The following is a 23,359-nucleotide window of genomic DNA, read 5'->3' on the forward strand; positions in this document are numbered from 1 at the left end:
CGCGTGGGAAGGGGTTCTATGGCGCCGCGCGGTCCTGAGCGTGGCTGTGGACGACACCGCAGACCTGGCGGCCGCAGGTGCGGAGATGACAGTCGGGATCGACGGCACAGCTGCCATAAACGAAGCCGATATAGCCGAGCACCGCGAAGGCGGTCACGCCGAGCAATAGGCGGGTGGCGAGGTCCATAAGCGCCATCCAGACATCAGCAGCGCGCCTCAATGAGACGGCGCGCGCAAGTCTTAGTGCCGGATGAAGGGATCCAGGTTCTAGCCGGCCGTTAAAACCAAACCGCCCGCCTGCGGGATGCGCAGGCGGGCGGCTCGGGCCATCAGGACTTTGGGGGCATGCGCCTGAAGGCTTTGAGAGGTGTCGGCCCCGGGCTTAGCCTTGCGGCTGGTCGGTCGGCGGCGGCGGGGTCGGACGCGTCTTGTGCTGGGCCATGAACTGGTCGAACTCTTCCTTGTCCTTGGCGTGGCGCAGACGATCGAGGAAGTTCTTGAATTCGACCTGCTCCTCCTCGAGCCGCTGCAGCGTCTCGGTGCGGTATTCGTCGAAGGCGCGGTTGCCGGAGGACGGCGGGCCGAAGCCGAAGCCGAAACCACGGCGCTCCATGCGGCCGCGCATGCGGTCCATCTTGTACTGCATCCGCTCCATCTTGTTCTGCCAGCGATCCTGGTTGCTCCAGCACGACATTCTTCTGCTCCCGAGTGTGAAAAAGAGAAGGGCGAGTCCGATCGGCCACCAGATGATGAAGCCGAGGATGGTCACGGCAATCCAGCCGGGATGCCATGGCGTATCGAGCATGTGGGGCCGCTCATACTGTTGCTGTTGGTCCGAGGGGCCGCGCCAGCGATTGACATCAGCGGTGTAGGCCATTTCCCTTCTCCATCACGGCATCTGCCGTTGTGAATGTAAATAACATTTACATAGCTAGACCATCCCGCGATTTTGTCAAGCCGGCGGCCCGACAGGTCCGCGGAATTATTTGCGCAACTTTATTTCGGCTTGCCCCAAGGACCAGCTGGAGCACCGCCGGGCGGCACGGCAGAACCGGAGGATGCCTCCGGCGGGACCGGCGGCGGCTCTGCGCTTTTCGCCTGCGGCCGGCGGTCGGTCGGGAAGCCGAGGCCGCGCAGATAGATCAGCAGCTCGGCTTCGAGCAGCTCATCCGGGGACATCGGCAGTTTTCGGCGCGCGGCATCGCCACGCGAGAACAACGAGGCCACGCCATGCGCCATCGACCAGATGTGCAGCGCCATCATCATCGCCGGCGGACGCGGCGTGCCGGGCGGGGCGAGCGCCGCCAGCCGCTCCGCGGCAGCGCGAATAACGTTAAAAGCGCGCTCGCTTGCGGCCTGCAGCGCTGCATTGGCATCGACCGGCAGGCCGGATTCGAACATTGCGTTGTAGAAAGCCGGCTCCTCGCGGGCGAAGGCGAGATAGGCCCGGCCGACCCGCTCGAACGCGGTGACGGTGTCGGGGCGCCCGTCGTCCCAGGCTGCCGTGAGACGCGATTCGAACTGCTCAAAACCGCGCTGGGCGATCGAGGACAGCAGCTCGTCGCGGTCGCGAAAATGCCGGTAAGGCGCGGCAGCACTGACGCCGGCCATGCGCGCGGCATCGGCGAAGGTGAAGCCGGCCGCGCCCTTCTCGGCGATCAGCCCGAGGGCAGCCTGCAACAGGGCTTCCTTCAGATTGCCGTGGTGATAGCCGCGCTCGGCGCGGCCCTGCTCCTTGCGCCAGCTCATGTGAACGACCTTTACATGAGCCGGCGGTCAAGGTCACTAGCGGCGATGGGGCTTGATCAACCCGTACTTCCACGGTCAGGCCAGGGCCGATGCGGCAGCATCGCGCCCGGACACGACGTTCTCGGACCTACATCTGCGGGAGGGCCAGCACGGGCATGACCTCGACGGCCTCGCCGGGAAAGATCGCGAAGTGCGGATGGTTCTCGAACAGTTTTGCAGCAGCCTCCTGCGAGGCAGCCCGCACCACCGTGAAACCGGTCAGCGCATTGCTGACCTCGGTGATGCCGCTCGCATCGATCTTGCGGGTCTTGCCGAGCGGGCCGCCGATCTCGACGATGACGTCCTTGTGCTTCTCGACCCAGCCATGCCAGGCGGCCATGCCCTCGCGCTCCCTGGCCTTCCGTTCGGCCTCGGGAAGCGCGTTCCAGGCCGCCATTTTCGACCCGCTCATGCTGCCGAGATAGACGGCGAGGAATTTGTGTTCGGCGGTCATCGGTTCTCTCCCTTGTTGATGAATGGACGACAGCCGCGCTTCCGGCGCGACCGCCGTGGTTAGGTCTTCAGATCGTCGAAACCGGCGGCGGCCGCCTGCACCTCCGGCGGAAAGTCGGACATTTCCTGCACCTGGCGGATCTCGATGATCTCATTGGCCGAGGCCGGGCACTTCTTCGCCCAGGCGATCGCCTCCTCGCGCGAGCCGACCTCGATCATCCAGTAGCCGCCCAGCACTTCCTTGGCCTCCGTGAAGGGGCCGTCGGTCACGATAGGCACGCCGGTCGCAAACGAGACGCGGGCGCCCGTCGACGGCGGATGCAGGCCGTCCAGCGTGATCAGCACGCCGGCATCCTTCAGCGCCTCGTTGTAGCGCATCATCGCGGCGACGCGTTCGGGATCGAGTTGCACATCCGCCGGCGCGGTCTCGTAGCCGAGCGGGATCATCAGCATCATGAATCGCATGCGGTTCCTCACTGAGGACATAAGCGGGCCGCATGGCCCGCGCTCCCTGGTAAGACGAACGAGCTTTGACCAAGCAGACAGGGCCGTGAAAATTATTCGGAGGTCATTGCGGCGCTAGCCCCATATTCTGATCGCTCATCGTGATCCCTTGCGCGGGACCGGCTAAACTGTCATGCCGCGGGTCCGAGCAAAGGACCACGTCATGACCTCCTCCCCCGCCAAAGTTGCCCTCATCACCGGCGCCGCGCGCGGGATTGGGCTGGCGACGGTGAAGCGCTTTCTCGCCGAAGGCTGGCGCGTGGTGCTGCTCGATATCGAGGGAGAGCTGCAGGCTGGCGCGACAGCGGCGTTGAACAATCCCGACAATACGCTGGCGATCACCTGCGACGTGTCGGACGCCGCCGCCGTGGGAGCTGCAATGGCCGCTATCATGAGCCGCTTCGGCCGGCTCGATGCGGTCGTCAACAATGCCGGCGTGGCCATGTTTGCGCCGGTGCTGGAGACCAGCGATGCCGACTGGAACAGGATCATGGCGGTCAACCTCACCGGCCCGTTCCTCTGCACCAAGGCGGCCGCCCCGCTGATGCGCGAGCAAGGCGGCGGCGCTATCGTCAACATCACCTCGATCTCAGCCGTGCGCGCCTCGACGCTGCGCTCGGCCTACGGCACCAGCAAGGCCGGGCTTGCGCACCTCACCAAGCAGCTCGCGGTCGAGCTCGCCTCGCTCAACATCCGCGTCAATGCGGTCGCACCAGGGCCGGTCGACACCGCGATGGCGAAGCAGGTGCACACCAGGGAAATCCGCGCCGACTATCACGACGCCATCCCGCTCAACCGCTACGGCCTGGAGGAGGAGCTCGCGGAAGCGATCTTCTTCCTGTGCTCGGAGCGTGCGAGCTACATCACCGGCCAAATTTTGGCCGTCGATGGGGGCTTCGATGCAGCCGGCATCGGCCTGCCGACGCTGCGCGGCGAGCGGCGGAACGGGTAAATCTTGCAGGGTGAGTTAGCCCTGCAGATGCGCGATGCGCATCTGCTCGGCGTAACCCACCTCTTCTCACGCGGCGACAAAAGTGGTGGGTTACGCCAGCGGACTGCGCTTCGCGCAGCCGCAGTGCTAACCCACCCTACCGGACCGCGGAACCGAGTTGGTGGAGACTTCATGCGACGCATTGCATTCGTCAAAGCCTGGATCTTCGCAACCGCCCTGCTCGCTTCTGTCCCGGCCAGGGCCGAGATCCGCATCATCCAGAGTCCCGGCGGAGAGGTCGGGCCGTTCCTCGATCTGTTCGAGAAGGTGCGCGAGAGCGGCGACCGCGTGGTGATCGACGGTCCCTGCCTGTCGGCCTGCACGCTGGTGCTCAGCATCGTGCCGCGCGAACGCATCTGCGTCACCAAGCGCGCCGTGCTCGGTTTCCATGCCGCGCGTTCGGTCGACCGGCGCGGCCTCTTCTATGCTGAGCCGGAAGCATCCGAAGCCGTGCTTGCGGCATATCCGGGCCCCGTTCGCGACTGGATCAGCCGTCGCGGCGGCCTCACCTCGCGGTTGCTGTTACTGAAGGGGCGCGACCTCGCCGCGATCTATCCGCGCTGCCGATGACAATTCGGTTGCAGGCGGCGGTGTGACCGCGATGAATCCTCCGCTGTCCGACGATTAGGCAATTCCCGGCGATTTCGGCCCTCCCGGAGCGAAATCCGCTCAGGTGCTTCGCAACGCGTGCACAATTTACGCGGTTTCCAGCTTTTTCCCAGCGCCTATGATGATGCAGGCCAGACCGAGGCCTACCCGGCTCGCGATGGCTGCGGGCCGTCATATCTCGGCAGCGGCGGCGGAATATGGTGGTTCCACTTTTTCGAGATCAGTCATTTTCAAATAGCATCCATATGGAGTCCATCGATTTTCGCTATCGCCTGTCGGATCAGGGACGGATCGTCCTCGGCCCGCTGAGCTCCGAAGAAACCCTCGAATTCGAGGAGCTGTCGCGGCGCGACCGCGAGGGCCTGATCGACCTGACGTCGGAACTGCGGCTGCTCGAGTTGTACGTCAAGTACACCGGCTCGGACGCCAAGGTCTCGCTCGCGCCGTCGGAGCCGGCTGCGCACGTGAGTGAGACGCCGCGACGACGAAGGCCATTGCCGCGACGACCGTCACGTCAGCGCGACTTTATTGTTCCCATGATGGTCGCGGTGGGCATGAGCTTCATGCTGATCGCGCTGTTCATCAGCTGATGCATGGCGTCATGCGCCGACAACCATACGCAGTGCACAGGGAGCCGTGGCCGTCTACTGAAAAACGACCTGCACCACCGGCGCGAGCTTCACGCTGGCGCAGATCAGCATTCCCCACAGAGCAAAATTGATTTGTAGCGCCGCCGCCATCGGTCGCTCCCTTCCAAGTCACGCCCCACCCTAATTTGTAGGTATTGTGAACAAAGTTAGCGATTCGGGCGCGAAGTTCACAGCCTAATCTTGCGCCAGTTGTTGTGCGATGCAATTCGCTTCATGTCACAAACCCGCTCGCGCTGTTCTCGCAAAGTGAATCGAGCGCACGAATCTCCTTTCGGCCATGCCGGTGTCGTCGTTTTCCCTTAAGTCCCGGGTAAGCGTCGCGATGCAAAGTTTTCCACGCGGATTTGCGTGGCGTAGCGCACGGCAGGTTCGGCATGGCTCGACATATTCTCGTCTTGCTCAGTTTTTGCGCAGCGCTCGCGGGATGCGCAAGCGCGCCGGCGGCGGAGCGTCGTCCGATCGCGTGGGACGGACTCGGTCAGGATCCCAATCGTTCTGCTGTCACAAAACGCCGCCTTGCGAATCACTCAGCACCTGAGAGCGATCCCAATGTTGAGCGGCAACGGGTGCTGGCCAGGCTGCGTCCCTATTCCGACGCATGGTGGGCCGTGCAAGACGAGATCGAGGCCGAGAACGACAGGCAACTCGGCTCGAAGCTCGTGATCTGCCGCAGCTGCGTGACGCAGCCGCCGGGAGAGGACGTGACCGGATCGATCCGCTGACGAGGCGCGCGCTCCCTCTCTCAAGACAATCGAGAGAGGAAGCGGCAGCCTAGGGAATCAGCCGGGCGTTGCGCTCACATTCCTTCGGCGGGGCAGTTCACCATCCAGGGAATGCCGAACTTGTCGACGCACATGCCAAAGCCCTTGGCCCAGAACGTCTTGCTGAAGGGCATGGTGACGGTGCCGCCGTCGGCAAGCGCGTTGAACTTGCGCTCGCCCTCCGCGGGGTCCGCGACCGTGACCGAGATCGAAAAGCCCTGCGGCTTTTGAACATGCTCGGGCGGCGAGTCTGAGGCCATCAACACGCTACCGTCGGGCAGCGACAGCCGCGCATGCATAATTGTCTTCTCGCGGCCGGGCGCGGCGGGCATGTCCGACGGCGCGTCCGACGCCCGCATCATGGCGTCGATCTTGCCGCCCAAGATCTTGGCGTAGAAGTTGAATGCCGCTTCGCAATTGTCCTGATAGAACAGATAGGGATTGAGCATCGTTTCTCTCCTCTTCGCTTGCTTGTCTTCGCTTCCTTGGCAGTTCCTTGGCAGTCCCTTGGGGCGGTGGCTGGTGCTACTTCTCGGTGAGCTTCTTCAGGCTGGCAAGGCCGGCCTCGAAGTCCTTGCCGATCATGGTGTCCATGTTGATGAAGACCTGCATCACCTTGGACATGAAGGGCGCCGGACCGTACATCGCCCACGTGACCAGTGTGGCATCGCCTTGCGGCATAAAGGTGAACTCGGCGGTGTTGTGGCCCTCGAAAGGCCGTTCGAAATCGAGCTTGATGCGGAGTTTCGACGGCGTGCTCGCCTCGAGGATCTCCATATGGCCGGCGCCGACATTGTTGTTGCCGTCCCAGGCATAGGTCGCGCCCTTTCCTGCCGCGGTTCCTCCGAAGGCGCGCTTCATGGCGGGGTCGCGCCCCTCATAGGGCGACCAGCTGGTCCAGAAGTGGAAATTGGAGACCAGCGGATAGATCGCCTCGGCCGGCGCCTTCAGCGCGAGCGAGCGCTCGACACGAAACGTGTCGGGTTTGGTGAGGGCGAAAACGAGGATACCCGCGATCCCAACCGCGAGCAGGACAGCGACGATAGCAATGGCTTTGCGCATGAAGGACTCCCTGGATACGGGATTAAGACGAAGGGAGACGGCGGGGACCGACAATCGGCGGGACGAAATTTTGGGCCGTCACTTTGACCGTCGCTTGGCCATCACTTGGCCTTCGCGCCCTGCCTGGCGCCGCCATTGGCTCCCTTCGGCTGGCTGTCCCGGATCAGGCGATCAATGTGCATGCGGATGTGGGCGGCCTCGGCCGAGGTGTTGGCCAGCGCGATGGCGCGGTCGAAGGCGATGCGGGCTTCGTCGTTGCGCCCGAGCTGCATCAGGAAAGCGCCGCGCACGCCGTAAAAATGAAAGTAGTTGGCAAGTTTTGGCGCCAGCGGCTCGATCAGGTCGAGCGCGGCCTGCGGCCCGCGCACCTTGGAGACCGCGACCGCGCGGTTGAGCGTCACCACCGGCGAGGGCTGCACCACTTCGAGCGCACCGTAGAGCAAGTCGATCTGGGTCCAGTCGGTCTCCTCCGGCGTCGACGCACGCGCATGCAGCGCGGCGATCGCGGCCTGGATCTGGTAGGGCCCGCTGTGGCGATGGCGCATCGCCTTGTCGATCAGCGCGAGGCCCTCCGCGATCATGGTGCGGTTCCACAGCGAGCGATCCTGGTCGTCCAGGAGAATGAGCGAGCCGTCCTTGGCGAAGCGCGCGGCGCTGCGCGCGTGCTGCAACAGGATCAGGGCAGTCAGGCCCATGATCTCGGGCTCGCCCTGGAACAAGCGCAGCAACAACCGCGCCAGCCGGATCGCTTCCTCGCACAACGGCTTGCGGATCTCGGCAGTGTCGCCGCTTGCCGAATAGCCCTCGTTGAAGATCAGATAGATCATCGCGGCGACACCGGCGAGGCGTTCGGAACGCTCGATCGCGCCGGGCGTTTCGAACGGCGTTCCGGCTTCCGCGACCTTCGCCTTGGCGCGGGTGATGCGCTGCTCCATCGCCGCATCCGAGACCAGGAAGGCGCGCGCGATCTGCTTCACGGTCAGGCCGGAGACGATGCGCAGCGCGAGCGCGATCTGCTGCGTCGCCGGCAATTGCGGATGGCAGCAGATGAACATCAGCCGCAAGATATCGTCGCGGTAGTGCGAGCCGTCGAGCCGTTCGGCGAGCGCCCCTTCGGCGTCGTCGAGATCCGAGATCGCCTGGTCGTCCTCGGGCAGCGGCTGCTGCTTGCGGGTACGGCGCACCTCGTCGATCGCGACGTTGCGGCCGACCATGATCAGCCAGGCTGCGGGATCGCGCGGCGGCCCGTTCTGCGGCCAGGTTTTCAGCGCGCGCAGGCATGCGTTCTGAAACGCCTCCTCGGCCGTATCGAGATCGCGAAAATAGCGCAGCAGCGCACCCACCGCCTGCGGACGCGCCGAGGTCAGCGCGGTCTCGATCCAGCCGGTATCGGCCTCGCTCACGCCGAAATTCCTCCGGGCCGGAATACGCCGACGGGCCGCACCTCGTAGGCGCCGCCGGGATTGGCCGCGCCGAGGTCGCGCGCGACGTCGAGCGCCTCGTCGAGGTTCTTGCAGTCGACGATGTAGAAGCCGAGCAATTGCTCCTTGGTCTCTGCATAGGGGCCGTCGAGCACCAGCGGCGGGTCTTCCTTGCGCAAGGTCGCCGCCGCCGTGGTCGGCAGCAGCCGGGCGACGGGCCCGAGCCGGCCCTGCTGCGTGAGCTTATCCTGCACCACGGCGAGCTTCTTCATCACGGCCTCGTCCTGGTCCTTGCTCCAGGAGCCGACGAAGTCCTCGTCGTGATAGCAAAGGATCGCATAAAGCATGGGCAGCACCTTCCCTGAACGCTTGTTTTAAAGACGATCCACTATGCCCCGCCCCGACAGGGCTGCGGAAAAAATTTGCGAGAAAAATCCGGCAGATCGTGCCAAGGAGAGCCTTCAAAAGCGGAACCTTATGAGGCACTTCGAATGACCCTGGGCATACTGGCCGTCCTGATCAACAGCACGCAGCAGAACTGGCTGCCGGAGCGCTGGAAGGCCCGATTCGACGCGGTCTGCGGCGGCCGCCGCGTGGTGCTGCTGCCGGATGCCGGGCTCGATCCGGCCGAGATACACTATGCCGCAGTGTGGAAGCCGGTACCGGGCGACCTCGGCTCTTTCCCCAATCTGCGGGCGATCTTCAATCTCGGCGCCGGTGTCGATGCGCTGATGGCGGACAAGAGCCTGCCCAACGTGCCGCTTGTGCGTGTCGCCGTGCCCGACCTCACCAACCGCATGACCGAATATGTCGTGCTGCACGTGCTGATGCACCACCGCCAGGAGCTCTACCTGCGGGACTCGCAGCGCGCGAAACGCTGGGAGCCGAAATATCAGTGGCCGGCGAGCGCGGTCACGGTCGGCGTCATGGGCCTCGGCACGCTCGGCGCAGACGCGGCCGATGTGCTGCGGCAGCTCGGCTTTCGCGTCGCCGGCTGGAGCCGCAGCCCGCGCTCGATCGAGGGCGTCGAGTGCTTCCACGGCACGGCCGGAATGGATGCGTTCCTGCGCAAGACCGACATCCTGGTGTCGCTATTGCCGCTGACGCCTGACACAAACGGCATCCTCAACCGTGACGTCTTCACAAAGCTCAACCGTGCGAGCCCGCTCGGCGCGCCGGTGCTCATCAATGCCGGCCGCGGCGGCTTGCAGAACGAAGCCGACATCCTGGCCTGCCTCGACGACGGCACGCTGGGTGCGGCCTCGCTCGATGTCTTCGTCCAGGAGCCGCAGCCGAACGACAGCCGGTTCTGGACCCATCCCAAGGTCATGCTGACCCCGCACAACGCCGCCGACACCGACGCGGATGCGATCTCGGCCTATGTCGCCGAGCAGATCGCGCGGTTCGAGGCGGGTGGCGCGCTGGAGAATGTCGTGGATCTGGGGCGGGGGTATTAGGGCTCCTCAGCGTCCCTACCGCACAACTACCCCGTTCTCCACCTCGTTCACGCTCTCTTAGCGAGAAGTTGATAGGCATTGTTAATCAACGCTCAACGAACGAGTCGGACATGCGCGCGAGCCTCGGCCTCAGGATGCGGATTACGGTTGCGCTGGCGCTGACGGCGGCGGCGACCGCGCTGATTGCCGTACTCGGGGCCATGTGGATCATCGCGGGCATCATCGACCGCGCCGACCAGCGCGAGCTGCGCAGCCATTATGATGCGCTGCTGTCGCGGATCGCGGAAGAGTCCCATCGCGCCGCCGCCATGAGCGCCGTCGTGGCCGCGATGCCGGCGACGCAGGAGGCGATGGCCAAGCAGGATCGCGAGGCGCTGGTGCGCTTGTTCGGGCCGGTGTTTGCCGCCACCAAGTCGGAATACGGCGTCGAGCAGTTCCAGTTCCATACGCCGCCTGCGACCTCCTTCCTGCGCGTGCACCAGCCGGCGAAGTTCGGCGACGACCTCTCGAGCTTCCGCAAGACCGTCGTCGACGCCAATCAGGACCACAAGGTCGTGATCGGCCTCGAAGGCGGCGTCGCCGGGCTCGGCATCCGCGGGGTGGTGCCGATTGCACAAGCCGGCAAACATCTCGGTTCGGTGGAATTCGGCCTGAGCTTCGGGCAGTCCTTCCTCGACGATTTCAAGCTCAACCGCCATGTCGACATCACCTTCCATCTCGCCGACGGCGCGGGCTTCAAGCTGTTCGGCGGCACGCTGAGGGGCAAGGGCTTCTTCGACGCGGCAGATTATGGCCGCGCCGCCGGCGGCGGGTTCACCGTGAAGCAGGGTAAGCTCGACGCGACGCCGATCGCCGCGCTGCTCGGGCCGATCAAGGACTTCTCCGGAAAACCGCTCGGCGCCGTCGAGCTGGTGATGGACAACGCCGATTACGTGGCCTCCGCCGACCGTGCGTGGATGCTCGCAATCGCCATCGCCGCGCTCGGGCTCGTGCTGGCTGCGATCGTCGGCTATCTCATTGCCCGCGGCATCTCGCGGCCGATCCTCTCCATCACCAGCGTGATGCGCGAGCTCGCCGACGGCCGGCTCGACGTCGCGGTCCCCGAAAGCAAGGCGAACGACGAGGTCGGCGCGATGGTGAAGGCGGTCGCGGTATTCCGTGACAACGCCGTCAATTTCAGCAAGCTCCAGGCCGATCAGCTCGAGGCCAAGGCGCAGTCCGAGGCCGAGAAGCGGCGCGCCTTTGCAGCGCTCGCCAACAATTTCGAGGCCAGCATCCGCGACGTCGTCACCACGGTGTCCTCGGCCGCGGTCGAGATGGAGCACACCGCGCGCTCGATGTCCGATATCGTCGAGCAGTCGCGCAATCGGACCCGTGCGGTGTCGTCGGCCTCGGCGCTCGCCTCGGAGAACGTGCAGACGGTGGCGGCCGCAGCGGAGGAATTGTCCTCGTCGATGACCGAGATCAGCCGCCGCCTTGCCCATGCGACCGAAGTGGTGGGCAAGGCCGCCAGCGACGGGCGGCAGTCCAACGAACGGGTGCAGAGCCTGGCAGAGGCCGCGCAAAAAATCGGTGACGTCGTCTCCTTCATCAATGGCATCGCCGGGCAGACCAATCTGCTGGCGCTGAATGCGACGATCGAGGCGGCGCGCGCGGGCGAAGCCGGTCGCGGCTTTGCGGTGGTCGCCTCCGAGGTCAAGGCGCTCGCGACCCAGACCGCGAAGGCGACGGAAGAGATCGGCGCGCAGGTGACGGCCGTTCAGGGCGAAACCACCGGCGCCGTCGAGGGCATCCAGTCGATCTGCGCGACGATCCAGCAAGTCGACGAAATCTCCGCCGCGATCGCGGCAGCCGTCGGCCAGCAAGGTACGGCGACGCAGGAGATCGCGCAGAACGTCCAGCAGGCCGCTGCGCGCACCGGCGAGGTCTCGCAGAACATCGCCGGCGTCACCGACGGCATCGCCGCCACGGGCACGGCCGCGGAAGAGGTACTGGTCTCGGCGATCGAGCTGTCAAAGCAGTCGCAGCGCCTGCGCGACGAGGTGGATCGTTTCCTCGCACAGATCCGGGCAGCGTAACGGGGCTAAGGCTTAAGCTTGGCTCCCACCATCACATCAATTGCGCCATTCACAATGGCCTCCAGCTCCTTGCGCGAGACGCGCGCGCGGGAGCGGATAGCAATCGAGTGCACAGTTGCGGATGCAAGCTGCGCCAGCACGACCGGATCGGCACTCTCCGGCAGCTCGCCCTTCTCCCTGGCGCGGCGAAAGCAATTCGCAAAAGCCTTGTCGAGATCGGTCAGCCCCTCCAGCACCATGGCGCGAATCTCGGGATCGCCGACCGCTTCGGAGGCCGCCGTCACCACGGTAAAGCAGCCGCGAGGACCGGTTTCGCCGGAGAGATAGATGTTCAGCGCGCATGCGAAGATGCCCTCCAGGCGCTGACGCACCGGCATCTCCTCGCGAAAGATCTCGGCCATCGAGGCGCGCGCGTCGTCGCGGTAGCGCTGGTAGCTCTTGATGTAGAGCTCGCGCTTGTCGCCGAAGGCGCCGTAAAGGCTCGGCCGGTTCATGCCGGTGGCCTCGCTGAGATCGTCGAGCGACGTCGCGGCAAAACCCTGCCTGCGAAACAGGTCGAGCGCCTTGCCGAGCGCGACATCGGGCTCGTAGGCGCGCGGCCGGCCGCGGCGCTTGGGTTCGCCGCGGCGCTCGGGCGCAGTGGCAGCAGCTGGCGGCTTCGATTTTTGTACCATGTCGCAAATTAATCCTTGACCGCACCCATAATATGCAAGATGGTACAAAAATCAATCTGGCCAGGTTGAGCGACACTCACAAAGAGAATTGCCCAAGGAGGCCCACGATGGATCTTTATTTCTCCCCGCTCGCCTGCTCCATGGCGACGCGCGTCGCGCTCTATGAAGCCGGCGCCGAGGCGAATTATCTCGAAGTCGATCCGCCGACCAAGAAGGTGCTCAACGACGGCTCCGACTTTCGCACCGTCAATCCGATCGGCCTGGTGCCGACGCTGCGCACCGACGAGGGCGTGGTGCTGACCGAGAACGCCGCGATCCTGCAATATGTCGCTGACCGATTTCCGCAGTCCGGCCTTGGCGCGGCGGCGGGCATCGATCGGACGCGCTTACATCAATGGCTCTGCTTCATCGGCACCGAGCTGCACAAGGGCCTGTTCATCCCCGTGCTCGACCGCAAGGCGCCGCAGGAGGTCAAGGCCTATGTGCTGGAGAAAAACCTGTCGCGGCTCGACTATCTCGATAACTACCTGAAGGGCCGCGACTACCTGCTCGACCATTTCAGCGTTGCCGACGCCTATCTCGTCACGGTCGTCAACTGGACCATGGCGACGCCGCCGATCGAGCTCGCCAAATGGCCGAACGTGAGGGCCTATTACGAGCGGCTACGGACGCGGCCCTCGATCGCGAAAGCGATCGCGGAGGAGTTCGAGCTGTACCAGGTCGAGCAGGCGCGGAAGAAGGCGGCGGCGTAAGCCAAAGCTCACATACCAGCGACGTCGTTCCCTGTCGGCCCGGGACGGCGTCGTTCTTTTGAGCCGTTCAGCTCCTCGGCGCTTGCAGCACGATCCCATAGCGACCGTATATCCGATCGATCGTGCCTTCGTTCCGCAGCCGTTCCAGCGCTCCGTCGATGGCTTCGCGCAACGCATCATCCGGACGGACCATGCCGACGGCGACATTCCAGTTGAGATCAGCCACGCTCTCGTCGCGATCCAGGATGCGGAGTGCCTTGTCCGGATGCGTCAGATTGAAATAGCTCGCCGCCGTGGGCGTGACCGCGGCAGCGTCGATCTCATGGTTCGACACGGCGTCGAGGCTGTCGCTCTCGAAGCCGAAGGTCGATGTGGGCACGTGCCGCTGACCGATGATCATGGCTGCGACGGATCCGACCTGCACCCCCACCTTGGTATGCTGGTTGAGGCCCTGGAACGAGGCGAGCGTGCTAGATGACGGCACGGCGAGTGCGACGCCCGTCCGATAATAGGGCTTGGAGATCCTCAAGCGGGTTTCGCCTTGCGCTTCACGGTCGGCGATAACGTCCAGAACAATGTCGCAGCCGGCGCTACGCATTTGGTACTGCGTGATGATCCAGTCGAGCCGCAGCGAGACACCGAGTTCGCGTGCCAGCGCCTGGCCCAACTCGACCTGAAAGCCGGGCGGATCGCCGGCCTTGCGCGCAAAGGGAAGCGAGTTGGGATGCGCGCATAGCCCGATCTCGCCACTCGAGCGGATCGCGTCCAGGGTTCGCGCCTGCGCCGGTCCCGATAGAACGATGGCGGCACACACGATGACCGGGACAATTGCCTTCATTACGCGTCCTCATTTGGATGGATAGGGTTCTCGGCGGCTCAGCCCTCGCGCGGCCTGAGTTGCCGGATGTATGTGATGATCTGGTCGATCTGCGCGTCGCTGAAGGTCTCGCCGAATGCGGGCATCGCACCTGGCTTACCGCTCTTGATGCGGCTGCGAAGATAATCATCGTCGTGGGTCGTATTCATGAGCTGCGGCCCCTTGCCGGCCGCGCGCCCCCCATCGGAATGACACCAGCCACAGGTCGTTGCAAACAACTGCCCGACGTCGAACGTCTCCTCGTTCGGCGCAGGAGTGGCGGACTGCGCATGGACCGGCACGGCACATGCCACCGAGACGGCCAGTGCCGCCGGCAGCAACGTCATTTTCCCCAAATTCGATTTCACGGGGTCCCGCTCCGTTTTTCGCAAAGCCTCATCAGGCACTGAAATGCGTGGGGAGCGGGAGTGTCCCCGCTCCCCGACAGGTCTTCCGAGCGACCTATTTCAAGCTGTAGACGATCAGCGCGCCATCGTCGCGCGGCATGCTCTTGTAGACGCCGCCGAAGGTCGGCGCGTAATCGTCCGATGCCATGCCGCCAAAGCCGGCGGTCACCGCGATATACTGCTTGCCGCCGGCGGAGTAGCTGATGATTCCGCCCTGATGGCCGGTGCCGTCAGAGTGATTCCACAGCTCGGTCCCGGATTCGGCATCGTAGGCATGAACTGTGCCCCGCGAATCCGGCACGAACACGAGATTGCCTCCGGTCGACAAGACGCTTCCGAGCGGTGGCTCAGGGAAGCGGACTTCCCACTTCTTGGCGCCGGTGATGGGGTCGCGCGCGTCGAGATGGCCATAGATTTCACCGCCAGGCGGTGGCGCGATCTTGAAGTCGGCGCCGATGTTGAGCTGAGCCTGAGGAGCAACGATCGGAGTCGTCTTCAGAACCTCGAGCGTCATGCACCATTCCTGGCCGAGCTTGTAATAGAGCCCCGTCTTCGGGTTGTACGACCCGGCGTTAAAGCTCACCCCACCGGAAATGTGCGGGCACAACGGCTCGGAAACCTTGCCGGCGGAGAAGTCGCGACGACCGATCAGCTCACCCGTCTTGGGATCAATGTCCTTCACAAAATTGCTGTTCTGGGTGATCCGCCAGACGTTCTTCAAACCGAGATTGCGGTCATAGACGAAGATGTAGCCGCTCTTGTTCGGATGAACCACGTACTTCTGGCCGTCGCGCTCGAGCATCACGAACTCGCCGACCGCGCTGTCGAAGTCCCAGGCGTCGTGCGGCAGTTCCTGATGGTAGAATTTCAGCTTGCCGGTATCGATATCGAGACCGATCACCGAACTCGTATAGAGATTGTCGCCGGGACGCGCACCTTGCGTCTTGTAATCAGCGCCTGACCAATCGTAGAGCGGCGCCGGGTTTGCGGTGCCCCACAGGATGGTGCTGGTCTCGGAATCGTAGGTGCCCGGCATCCAGCCGCCACCACCGCCGGTCCGCCAGGAATCGCTGCCCCAGGTCTTCATGGCCTCGTCGGTGCCTGCGACCGTCAGGAACTCCCACTTCTTCTTGCCGGTGGCGGCATCCACAGCGAAGATCGGGCCACGGCCCGGCCATTCACCACCTTGCGCGCCGATAATCACGCTCCCCTTCGCGTAAAGCGGCGCGCCGGTGAAGCCGACCGTGAGCTTCTGCGAGTCGATCAGCTTGGTGTCCCAGAGGACCTTTCCCGTCTTCGCATCCAGCCCGATGAGACGACCATCCATCGTACCGACGAAGACCTTGCCTTCACCGAGAGCTACGCCGCGGTTGTAAGGAGAGTGGGTCTGTCGGCTGATCAGCGCCTCATCCAGCTCCGGAAAGAACGACCAGATCACCTCGCCCGTCGTGCCGTTCAGCGCAAAGACACGGCTGTAAGAACCCGAGTAATAGAGCACGCCGTCGGCCACGAGCGGCATTGACTGCAGGCCACGCGTCGATCGTCCGGGAATGTGTATCCAGGCTACGCCCAGATTGCCGACATTGTTCGCATTGATCTGCGCGAGCGGGCTGTAGTGATAGGATTTGTATGAACCGTGATAGGTGAGCCAATCGTTCTGACCGCCGGCCTCGATCCGGGCCGTATCCACGGTTTGAGCGAACGCCGCCGACGCCGCAAGCGTCGCGCCGACAAGAACAGGTAAACCCGAGTTAAGCCACTGCTTCCTCATATGCACTTCCTCCCGCTTTCGTGTTTATGGATTGCGTGATGAGCGCCGCTGCGAGGGGCGTCTGCAGTTCAGTACGCGTCGATTGCTCTCCATCGGACATGATCTGCCAACGAATATCCCCGCCTTTCGGCGCATATCGCCAAAGGAGTTCGTTCAACGGAGTGATTGCTATTGCGCTTCTGCTCGCAGGCATAACGTACGCCGGAACGCAGGGAGTGCAAAGACGGAACGCATGCGCGGCGCGAATTCGACGCGCGAGGGCCCATTTGAAACGGCAGCGGCACTGACCGTTTCATCTCAATCCGCCAATCCCGGACTGACGCGGGTTAGCCGTAAAGCACTTTCGGCACCATCATGGCGATGCTCGGCCAGGTCGTCGGCAGCAGCACGAAGTCGATCATCATGCTGAGATAGAGCGGCGCGACACAGGCGATGGAGTCGAGTCACCTCACCCCGCACGCCCATAGATCGCAGCGGCATTGTCTGAAGACACCAATCCGCTTTCGAGGTCGTCGCGCACGCTTTCCGGCATACGCTCCCGGGGATCGCCGATCCCGGCGCCACCCGGCGTCATCACCACCAGGCGATCATCGCGCGGCACGGTCTGAAAGCCCTTGCCACGCATCTTCTGGCCGGACTTCAGGCCGACATAACCAGCCTCGCCGTTCTGGCCGCCATCGCGTCCGCGTGGCGGATGGTCGATGCGATCGAAGGCAGCGAGGATGTCGAAGGGCGCATCGATGCCGGTGCCGACCTCGATGATCTGGCCGAGGCCGCCGCGGGTGCGTCCTGCCCCGCCCGAATCCGGACGCAGCTCCTTGCGCCAGAAGATCAGCGGCGTCTGCGTCTCCGCGATCTCGACCGGCGTGCCGCGCACGCCGCTGGGATAGGCGGTGGCCGACAGCCCGTCCTTACCGAAGCGCGCGCCGGTGCCGCCGTTGCTGGTGACAGCCATCGAGAACCCGTAATTGCCGCCAGCCCCCGAGCGGGTCTGTCCGCGCACGTTGAGATTCCACAGGCACGAGGTACCTTCCGCCGGCACGCGCTCGGGAATGATCTGGCGTAGGCAGCCGAACACCACGTCGGGCAGCATCTGGCCGACGATGTGACGCGACGCCACGGGCGCCGGCTTCGGCGCATTGAGGATCGCGCCGGCAGGCGCCGACACCGTCAGCGGCGAGAGCGAGCCGGCATTGTTCGGGATCTGCGAGGCGACGACGCAACCGAGGCCGAACACGGTATAGGCCGTGGTGTAGGAGAGCGGCACGTTGATGCCGAACTTCGAGGCGGCCGAGGTGCCGTCGAAATCGACGTGAATGCCAGTATCCGAGATCGTCAGCGTCGCCGCCAGCGTGACCGGCGCGTCATAGCCGTCGACCACCATGCTGTTGCGCCACGTCCCCTTCGGCAGCTTCGCGATCTCTGCCAGCACCGCCTCGCGCGAGCGGTCGCAGATGTAGTCGCCGAGCTCGTCGAGCGTCTCGATCTCGAATTCGGTCATCATCTCGACCAGGCGCTCGCAGCCGACATCGTTGCAGCCGGCGAGCGAATAGGTGTCGCCCTCGGTATCGATCGGCAACCGCGTGTTGGTGCGGATCATCGCCATCAGCGTCTCGTTGACGACGCCCTGGTCGATCAGCTTCAACATGGGGATGTAGAGCCCCTCCATGAACACGTCGGTGGCATCAGGCCCGAAGCCGATGCCGCCGATGTCCATGAGATGGCTGGTGCAGGAGAACAGCGCGACGATTTTGCCGTCCTTGAAGCAGGGCGTGGTGACGACGAAGTCGTTGAGATGGCCGGTGCCCATCCAGGGATCGTTGGTGATGTAGGCGTCGCCTTCCTTCATCGTCTCCAGCGGGAAATGATTGATGAAGTGCTTGACCGATTCCGCCATCGAGTTGACGTGACCGGGCGTGCCCGTCACCGCCTGCGCCAGCATTCGCCCCCTGAGGTCGAACACGCCGGCGGAGAGATCGCCGCATTCGCGCACGATGGGGCTGAAGGCGGTGCGCAGCAGCACCTGCGCCTGCTCCTCAACCACGGCGATCAGCCGGTGCCACATGATCTGAAGGTCGATCAGGCTCGCGCCACTTGCCTTGCTCATGATCAGGCCGCCTTTCGTTCCATGACGATGCTGCCGGCACCGTCGATATGGGCGTCAAAACTGTTCGAGACGAAGGTGGAGGTCTCGTCCTCGGCGATCACGGCGGGGCCCGCAATCGTCGCGCCGGGCGCCATGTCCTCGCGGCGATAGAGCGGGATCTCGATCACCTCGCCTGCGCGGCCGTCGAAGAATTTGCGGCTGCCGGAGGCTTTACTTGCGGGCTTGCGTGTCACGGCCGCAACCGTGGGCGGATTGCGCGCTTCGGTGGTCGCGAGCACCGACCAGCTCAGCACCTCGATCGCCGCGCCCGGGATCGGACGCTCGAACATCGCCGAATAGTCCGCCTCGAATTTTTGGCGCAGGCCGGCGAGATCGGCTGATGTCAGCGGCCGGTTCGGCAGCTCGACGGTGATCTCGTGGCCCTGGCCGACATAGCGCATGAAGGCCGCGCGACGTTCGCGCACCAGTTGGCCGGCAGCGCCGGGCTCGACCAGCGCACGTGCTTCGGTCACCATCTCCTGAAGCAGGTCGGAGACCGCGCCCGTGTCGAAGTCATCGAGCCGGACGTGGCGGCTACGCACGAGTTCATAGGCGATGGGAGCCGCAAGGAATCCGACCGCCGAACCGACGCCGGCATTCGAGGGCACGATCACCCGGGAGACACCGATCTTCTCGGCGACGCGCGCGGCATGGAGCGGCGCGGCACCGCCAAAGGCGATCAGCGTGTGCTGGCCAACGATCTCGCCGCGTTCGACCGCGTGCACGCGCGCAGCGCTCGCCATGTTCTCGCAGACGACCTCGTGCACGGCATAGGCCGCAGTTTCCGCCGACAAGCCAAGCGGCTCGCCGACGCTGCGTAGCAGCGCTTGCTTCGAAAGCTCTGAATCTAGCTTGATCGTGCCGCCCGCAAAAGCATCGGGATCGATCATGCCGAGCGCAACGTCGGCATCAGTCACGGCCGGACGCTGGCCGCCGCGGCCGTAGCAGGCCGGTCCCGGTTCAGAAGACGCACTCTCGGGGCCGACGGTGACACGCTTCATGGCGTCAACATGGGCGATCGAGCCGCCACCGGCGCCGATCTCGACCATCTCGATCACGGGGATGCGCACCGGCAGGCCTGAGCCTTTCAGGAAGCGCGCGGCGCGATCGACCTCGAACACGCGCGAGGTCTCGGGTTGATATTTTTCGATCAGGCAGATCTTTGCGGTGGTGCCGCCCATGTCGAAGGACAGCACCTTGCTCTCGCCAAGACGCGCCGCGATCTGCGCCGCAAAAATCGCGCCGCCGGCAGGGCCGGATTCGACAAGACGCACCGGAAAGCGCCGCGCCGTCTCGATCGAGGTGACACCGCCGCCGGAGGTCACGAGATAGATGGCACCGCGATACTGCTCGACCTGCAAGGCATCGGACATGCGGGCGAGATAGCCGTCGATCAGCGGCTGCACATAGGCGTTGGCAACCGCAGTCGAGGTGCGCTCATATTCGCGGATTTCGGGGCACACGGCGGAGGACACCGTCACGGAGATGCCGGGCATCTCCTCACTGATGATCGCAGCCGTGCGGCGCTCGTGCTCGGGATTGGCATAGGAATGCAGGAATGCGATCGCGACGCTTTCGACATTCAGCTCACGCAATTTCGGCGCGAGCGCGCGCACGGCTGCTTCATCCAGCGGGAGGCGGACCGCGCCGTGCGCGTCGATGCGCTCTGGCACGGTGAAGCGCAGGCTGCGCGGCGCCAGCGGCTTCGGCTTGTCGATGCCGAGGTCATACTGGTCGTAACGGCTCTCGGTGCCGATATCGAGCACGTCGCGAAAACCGTCGGTCGCGATCAGCGCGGTCTTGGCGCCGCGCCGCTCGATGATGGCGTTGGTCGCGAGCGTCGTGCCGTGGATGAACACGTCGATGTCGCTGATATGCGCGCGCGCATCGGTAAGGATGAGCCGCATGCCATCCAGCACCGCCTGCTCCGGCCGCTGCGGCGTTGTCAGCAACTTGCGCGTTTTGCGCACCTCACCCACGTCCAGCACGATGTCGGTGAACGTGCCACCGATATCAACGGCAAGCCGCATTTCGGCTCCCTCAAACATTCCAAAATTCTCCGTGCTGATCGTCAAGATCGGGGTGAAAACGCAGCAAATTTCATGCCATCGAGCGTGCCGGCGACGCTGCGCCCGGTTATTCTGCTTGGCACCCATGCAATAGGCAAGACGTGTTCGCTTCGCGCGAGTTCAGAGCAGGAATGCAAGCGCCGCCTCGCAGCGCTCCTCGACCTTGAGCGTCAGCAGATCGTCGGCGCGGGTGCGTCCAAGATTGACCGCGGCGATCGGAATCTGACGATCTGCGGCAGCCTTCACGAAGCGGAAGCCGGAATAGACCATCAGCGATGAGCCGACGATCAGCATGGCGTCGGCCTGCGACAGATGATCCTGCGCGGTCGCGACCACGTCGCGCGGGACGTTCTCGCCGAAAAACACCACGTCGGGCTTGAGGATGCCGCCGCAGGCTTCGCAAGGAGGCACCTTGAACGACGAGAAATCCGCATGCTCAAGGTCGGCGTCGCCGTCAGGCGCGTCCGCCGCATCGAGCGTCAGCCATCCCGCATTGGCGCGGCCAAGCGCATCCTGGAATTCGTTGCGCGGCGTCTTAGCCCCGCAGCCCATGCAGCGGACGAGATCGAGCCGGCCATGCAAATCGATCACCTGCCGGTGGCCGGCGGATTGATGCAGCCGGTCGACATTCTGGGTCAGCAGCATCTCGCAACGCCCGCCCGCCTCAAGCCGCGCGAGCGCATGATGCGCATCGTTCGGCCGCGCCTGGCCGAACCGCCGCCAGCCGATCAGGCTGCGCGCCCAATAGCGCTGGCGCGTCTGCTCTTCCGACATGAAAGCCTGGAAGTTGACCGGCTGGGTCCGCTTCCAGTTGCCGTGGCTGTCTCGGTAATCGGGAATCCCCGAATTTGTGCTGCAGCCGGCGCCGGTCAGCACGAACAGATTTTCGTGGCGGCCGACGAAATCTTCGAGCGGACGGTTTGCCAGCGGAGGTTTTGCCATGGCGCAGATGTAGTCTGCGCAGGCCGGTTTTGCCAGATCAGCACCGTTCCGACGGCTCGAATCCCGCGATCAGCTTCACGAGCTCGCTCTGCCGCGCCGTGCCGGTCTTGCGGAAGACATTGTGGAGATGCGTCTTGACGGTGGCCTGCGTCAGCCCGAGGGCCTCGGCGAGGGCCTTCACCCCGCTCACCTTCATGACGCCATCGAGCACACGGATCTCGCTGGCCGTGAGATTGTAGAGCTTTGCCAGCGCTTCCAGCGGCGGCGGGGCTTGCAGGCGAGGTCTTGCGGACGAAGACGGCGGCCACCGCCGAATGCAGCGCCCCGGTGCGCCGGCGGTCGCCCGAGGTCAATGGCAGCACATCGACAAACCAGCGGCCCTGCGCGCTGACGATCGGAATCGAGCCGCCGTTGTCAGAGGTGGCATTGCCGTTCTCGGCGGCGAAAAGCGCCTCGCGCAGCGCACGCTGGGCGTCGGGCGCCGTCGCGGCCAAGGCTCCCTTCCGCTCGATGACCAGCCCGCCCTGATCGAGGATGAGCCGAGCCGGCTCATTGGTGAAGACAAGGCGTCCATTGGGACCGACCAGGAAGACCGCGGCCGCCACACTGTCGAGCGTCTGGGTCAGCACCGCCTGAGCCGACTTGCTCTGATCGAACAACCGCCCAATCGACACGGCTCGCTGGAAATGCGGCACGATCAGCGCAAAGCGGCGCCGATTGTCTGGATCGGCGAGGCCGTCCTTTTCATGCAGCCGGACGCTGACGATCGATGAATTGGTGGCCCCCTTCTCCAGATTCGACCCGAGCGCATCGATCATGTCCTGTGGCTTCATCCACTCTTCATAGAAGCGCGTCTCCGCCATTTCCTCGAACGGGACGAAATCGGTGGATGCATAGACGAGACCAGCCTCGCAGAAAGTGGCGGCTGGAAAGCACGGATTTAAGGGAAGATATTTCTCGAGATAGAGCCTTGTGTAGTGCGGCTCTTCATTGAAGAGGTGCAGCACCGCGGTTTGCTCGGTGGCTGCGTCGTGCCAGAACAAGGCGCCGGAGGAGCCGCCGACGAACAGGCAGGCCTGCTCCAGGGCACGGGGCCAAAGTGCAGGGTCGAGCGCGGCATCGTAAATCAGGCCGATCAGCTCTGACAGCAGAGCAGCTTCAGACGTCACAACCAGCTCTTCATCATTCCGAACAATTCGCAGGGCATTCGCGCCTTCAGTCGCACTGTACCACAAGGTGCATGACCGCTGCAAAACTCCGCATGCACGAATATTGAGAAGCGCGTTGCGCGATGAAGCGGCATGGCGCCGCCAGTTGGACTCAAGAGGCGGACCGCCCTGCTCCATCGTTGAGCAAAGCCGCGTCAGTTCCGTTCACCATCACTGCGTCGCGGACGGGGCCGGCTGTTTTGCAGGCACGCTCGGTTTCGGCGGCGTGGATTGCTTCTGCGAGACGACGGCCTTGCCCGGCGGAGCCTCAGGCGCCGGCGGCGCCACGGGGGCGGATTGGCCGACCGACAAGGAAACACCGAACACGCGCCATTGCCCTTCGACCGGCGCAAACAACAGCTCGAAGTTCACCTGCGACGGCACCGACGGAAAAAATCCTGCCATGTGCAGGAGACCGTTCGGCTCGATCTGCGGCAGCAGCGACAATTGCGGATCGATGACAGCGACGCCGGAGAGATCGAGCTTGTCGCCGCGCTGCTTGGCAAATATCTCCGCAAGCTTTGCGGCGGTGTTCGTCTGGAATCCGGGCGCGCTGAGATCGCGCAGCACGGTGTAGTTCCCGGTCTTGTTGGCGTGGCCGTCGCCGGGCCGCAGCGGGCGCGCCTGACGTCGGCGGCGGCGCCCGGTCCGGCGGTGGCGCGGCCGGCCTCAATGTTGATCTCGTCCGGGCGGCGGGTTAACGCGCTATAAGATCAGGTTGGATCGTCATGGCGTTTTCAGCTCCTTGTTGGAGCATGAA

Annotated in this window: 25 protein-coding genes; 7 read left to right on the plus strand and 18 right to left on the minus strand. The window is 64.4% G+C overall.

Translation table 11 applies throughout. The features are described 5' to 3' along the window. Positions 1-16: 16 nt before the first annotated feature. The 5 genes from ABID58_RS08570 to ABID58_RS08590 all read right to left on the minus strand — a co-directional run bounded on the left by ABID58_RS08570 (position 17) and on the right by ABID58_RS08590 (position 2,706). On the minus strand, positions 17-196 hold the full coding sequence (locus tag ABID58_RS08570) for a hypothetical protein (RefSeq protein WP_354032310.1): 180 nt from the start codon (positions 194-196) through the stop codon (positions 17-19). Positions 197-382: 186 nt separating this feature from the next. Beyond that, positions 383-877 carry a DUF2852 domain-containing protein gene (locus ABID58_RS08575; RefSeq protein ID WP_148754010.1) on the minus strand — a complete coding sequence of 165 codons (495 nt, stop codon included), beginning with the start codon at positions 875-877 and terminating at the stop codon, positions 383-385. A gap of 119 nt (positions 878-996) precedes the next feature. Then, positions 997-1,749 (minus strand): TetR/AcrR family transcriptional regulator, encoded by a 753-nt coding sequence (locus tag ABID58_RS08580; protein WP_354032311.1) that lies wholly within the window; start codon positions 1,747-1,749, stop codon positions 997-999. A gap of 127 nt (positions 1,750-1,876) precedes the next feature. Then, positions 1,877-2,242 (minus strand): hypothetical protein, encoded by a 366-nt coding sequence (locus ABID58_RS08585; protein WP_354032312.1) that lies wholly within the window; start codon positions 2,240-2,242, stop codon positions 1,877-1,879. A gap of 59 nt (positions 2,243-2,301) precedes the next feature. Then, complete coding sequence (locus ABID58_RS08590; protein ID WP_148754013.1) at positions 2,302-2,706, minus strand: YciI family protein; 405 nt, start codon at positions 2,704-2,706, stop codon at positions 2,302-2,304. Between the two features lie 202 nt (positions 2,707-2,908). On the opposite strand from ABID58_RS08590, the gene ABID58_RS08595 reads away from it, so the two are divergent. From ABID58_RS08595 to ABID58_RS08610, 4 genes are all read left to right on the plus strand, one after another. Next, entirely contained in the window at positions 2,909-3,697 is a 789-nt protein-coding gene (locus tag ABID58_RS08595; RefSeq protein ID WP_354032313.1) for an SDR family NAD(P)-dependent oxidoreductase, read from the plus strand. Between the two features lie 171 nt (positions 3,698-3,868). After that, on the plus strand, positions 3,869-4,306 hold the full coding sequence (locus tag ABID58_RS08600) for a hypothetical protein (protein WP_148754015.1): 438 nt from the start codon (positions 3,869-3,871) through the stop codon (positions 4,304-4,306). A 284-nt stretch (positions 4,307-4,590) separates the two neighbouring features. After that, on the plus strand, positions 4,591-4,935 hold the full coding sequence (locus ABID58_RS08605; protein WP_148754061.1) for a hypothetical protein: 345 nt from the start codon (positions 4,591-4,593) through the stop codon (positions 4,933-4,935). 626 nt (positions 4,936-5,561) lie between these two features. Continuing rightward, positions 5,562-5,717 (plus strand): hypothetical protein, encoded by a 156-nt coding sequence (locus tag ABID58_RS08610; protein WP_347340241.1) that lies wholly within the window; start codon positions 5,562-5,564, stop codon positions 5,715-5,717. Between the two features lie 74 nt (positions 5,718-5,791). Here the strand turns inward: ABID58_RS08610 and ABID58_RS08615 are convergent, their stop codons facing one another. The 4 genes from ABID58_RS08615 to ABID58_RS08630 all read right to left on the minus strand — a co-directional run bounded on the left by ABID58_RS08615 (position 5,792) and on the right by ABID58_RS08630 (position 8,586). Beyond that, a complete protein-coding gene (locus tag ABID58_RS08615; protein WP_148754017.1) occupies positions 5,792-6,205 on the minus strand; it encodes a VOC family protein in 414 nt (137 codons plus the stop codon). Positions 6,206-6,281: 76 nt separating this feature from the next. After that, a complete protein-coding gene (locus ABID58_RS08620; protein WP_148754018.1) occupies positions 6,282-6,818 on the minus strand; it encodes an SRPBCC family protein in 537 nt (178 codons plus the stop codon). A 101-nt stretch (positions 6,819-6,919) separates the two neighbouring features. Next, positions 6,920-8,221, minus strand: a complete 1,302-nt coding sequence (locus ABID58_RS08625) for an RNA polymerase sigma factor (RefSeq protein WP_354032314.1) — start codon at positions 8,219-8,221, stop codon at positions 6,920-6,922. Beyond that, positions 8,218-8,586, minus strand: coding sequence for a YciI family protein (locus ABID58_RS08630; RefSeq protein WP_014492384.1), 369 nt, complete (start codon positions 8,584-8,586; stop codon positions 8,218-8,220). The genes ABID58_RS08625 and ABID58_RS08630 overlap by 4 nt, the downstream gene beginning before the upstream one ends. A 144-nt stretch (positions 8,587-8,730) precedes the next feature. Here ABID58_RS08630 and ABID58_RS08635 point away from each other — a divergent pair, with 144 nt between their 5' ends. Then, on the plus strand, positions 8,731-9,696 hold the full coding sequence (locus ABID58_RS08635) for a 2-hydroxyacid dehydrogenase (protein ID WP_148754020.1): 966 nt from the start codon (positions 8,731-8,733) through the stop codon (positions 9,694-9,696). 110 nt (positions 9,697-9,806) lie between these two features. After that, positions 9,807-11,774 (plus strand): methyl-accepting chemotaxis protein, encoded by a 1,968-nt coding sequence (locus ABID58_RS08640; protein WP_354032315.1) that lies wholly within the window; start codon positions 9,807-9,809, stop codon positions 11,772-11,774. A 5-nt stretch (positions 11,775-11,779) separates the two neighbouring features. On the opposite strand, the gene ABID58_RS08645 is transcribed toward ABID58_RS08640, so the two are convergent. Beyond that, positions 11,780-12,448 carry a TetR/AcrR family transcriptional regulator gene (locus ABID58_RS08645; RefSeq protein ID WP_354032316.1) on the minus strand — a complete coding sequence of 223 codons (669 nt, stop codon included), beginning with the start codon at positions 12,446-12,448 and terminating at the stop codon, positions 11,780-11,782. A gap of 107 nt (positions 12,449-12,555) precedes the next feature. Here ABID58_RS08645 and ABID58_RS08650 point away from each other — a divergent pair, with 107 nt between their 5' ends. Continuing rightward, the gene (locus ABID58_RS08650) at positions 12,556-13,200 is read left to right on the plus strand and encodes a glutathione binding-like protein (protein ID WP_354032317.1); all 645 of its coding nucleotides are present in this window, start codon (positions 12,556-12,558) and stop codon (positions 13,198-13,200) included. A gap of 67 nt (positions 13,201-13,267) precedes the next feature. Here ABID58_RS08650 and ABID58_RS08655 read toward each other — a convergent pair whose 3' ends face one another. From ABID58_RS08655 to ABID58_RS08695, 8 genes are all read right to left on the minus strand, one after another. Continuing rightward, positions 13,268-14,038, minus strand: coding sequence for a substrate-binding periplasmic protein (locus tag ABID58_RS08655; protein ID WP_354032318.1), 771 nt, complete (start codon positions 14,036-14,038; stop codon positions 13,268-13,270). Positions 14,039-14,076: 38 nt separating this feature from the next. After that, positions 14,077-14,424, minus strand: coding sequence for a c-type cytochrome (locus ABID58_RS08660; RefSeq protein WP_354032319.1), 348 nt, complete (start codon positions 14,422-14,424; stop codon positions 14,077-14,079). 94 nt (positions 14,425-14,518) lie between these two features. Next, the gene (locus tag ABID58_RS08665) at positions 14,519-16,234 is read right to left on the minus strand and encodes a pyrroloquinoline quinone-dependent dehydrogenase (RefSeq protein WP_354032320.1); all 1,716 of its coding nucleotides are present in this window, start codon (positions 16,232-16,234) and stop codon (positions 14,519-14,521) included. 448 nt (positions 16,235-16,682) lie between these two features. Next, positions 16,683-18,341, minus strand: coding sequence for a hydantoinase B/oxoprolinase family protein (locus tag ABID58_RS08670; protein ID WP_148754026.1), 1,659 nt, complete (start codon positions 18,339-18,341; stop codon positions 16,683-16,685). Positions 18,342-18,343: 2 nt separating this feature from the next. Further along, positions 18,344-20,428, minus strand: coding sequence for a hydantoinase/oxoprolinase family protein (locus ABID58_RS08675; RefSeq protein ID WP_354032321.1), 2,085 nt, complete (start codon positions 20,426-20,428; stop codon positions 18,344-18,346). Between the two features lie 141 nt (positions 20,429-20,569). Further along, complete coding sequence (locus ABID58_RS08680; protein WP_354032322.1) at positions 20,570-21,391, minus strand: NAD-dependent protein deacetylase; 822 nt, start codon at positions 21,389-21,391, stop codon at positions 20,570-20,572. Then, positions 21,319-22,737 carry a hypothetical protein gene (locus ABID58_RS37375; protein WP_502916391.1) on the minus strand — a complete coding sequence of 473 codons (1,419 nt, stop codon included), beginning with the start codon at positions 22,735-22,737 and terminating at the stop codon, positions 21,319-21,321. Before ABID58_RS37375 ends, ABID58_RS08680 begins: the two co-directional genes overlap by 73 nt. Positions 22,738-22,770: 33 nt before the next feature. After that, positions 22,771-23,169, minus strand: coding sequence for a hypothetical protein (locus ABID58_RS08695; RefSeq protein WP_430640192.1), 399 nt, complete (start codon positions 23,167-23,169; stop codon positions 22,771-22,773). Positions 23,170-23,359 lie beyond the last annotated feature (190 nt).

This window comes from Bradyrhizobium sp. S3.2.6 (assembly GCF_040546885.1).
In the GTDB taxonomy this organism is placed as follows: domain Bacteria; phylum Pseudomonadota; class Alphaproteobacteria; order Rhizobiales; family Xanthobacteraceae; genus Bradyrhizobium; species Bradyrhizobium cytisi.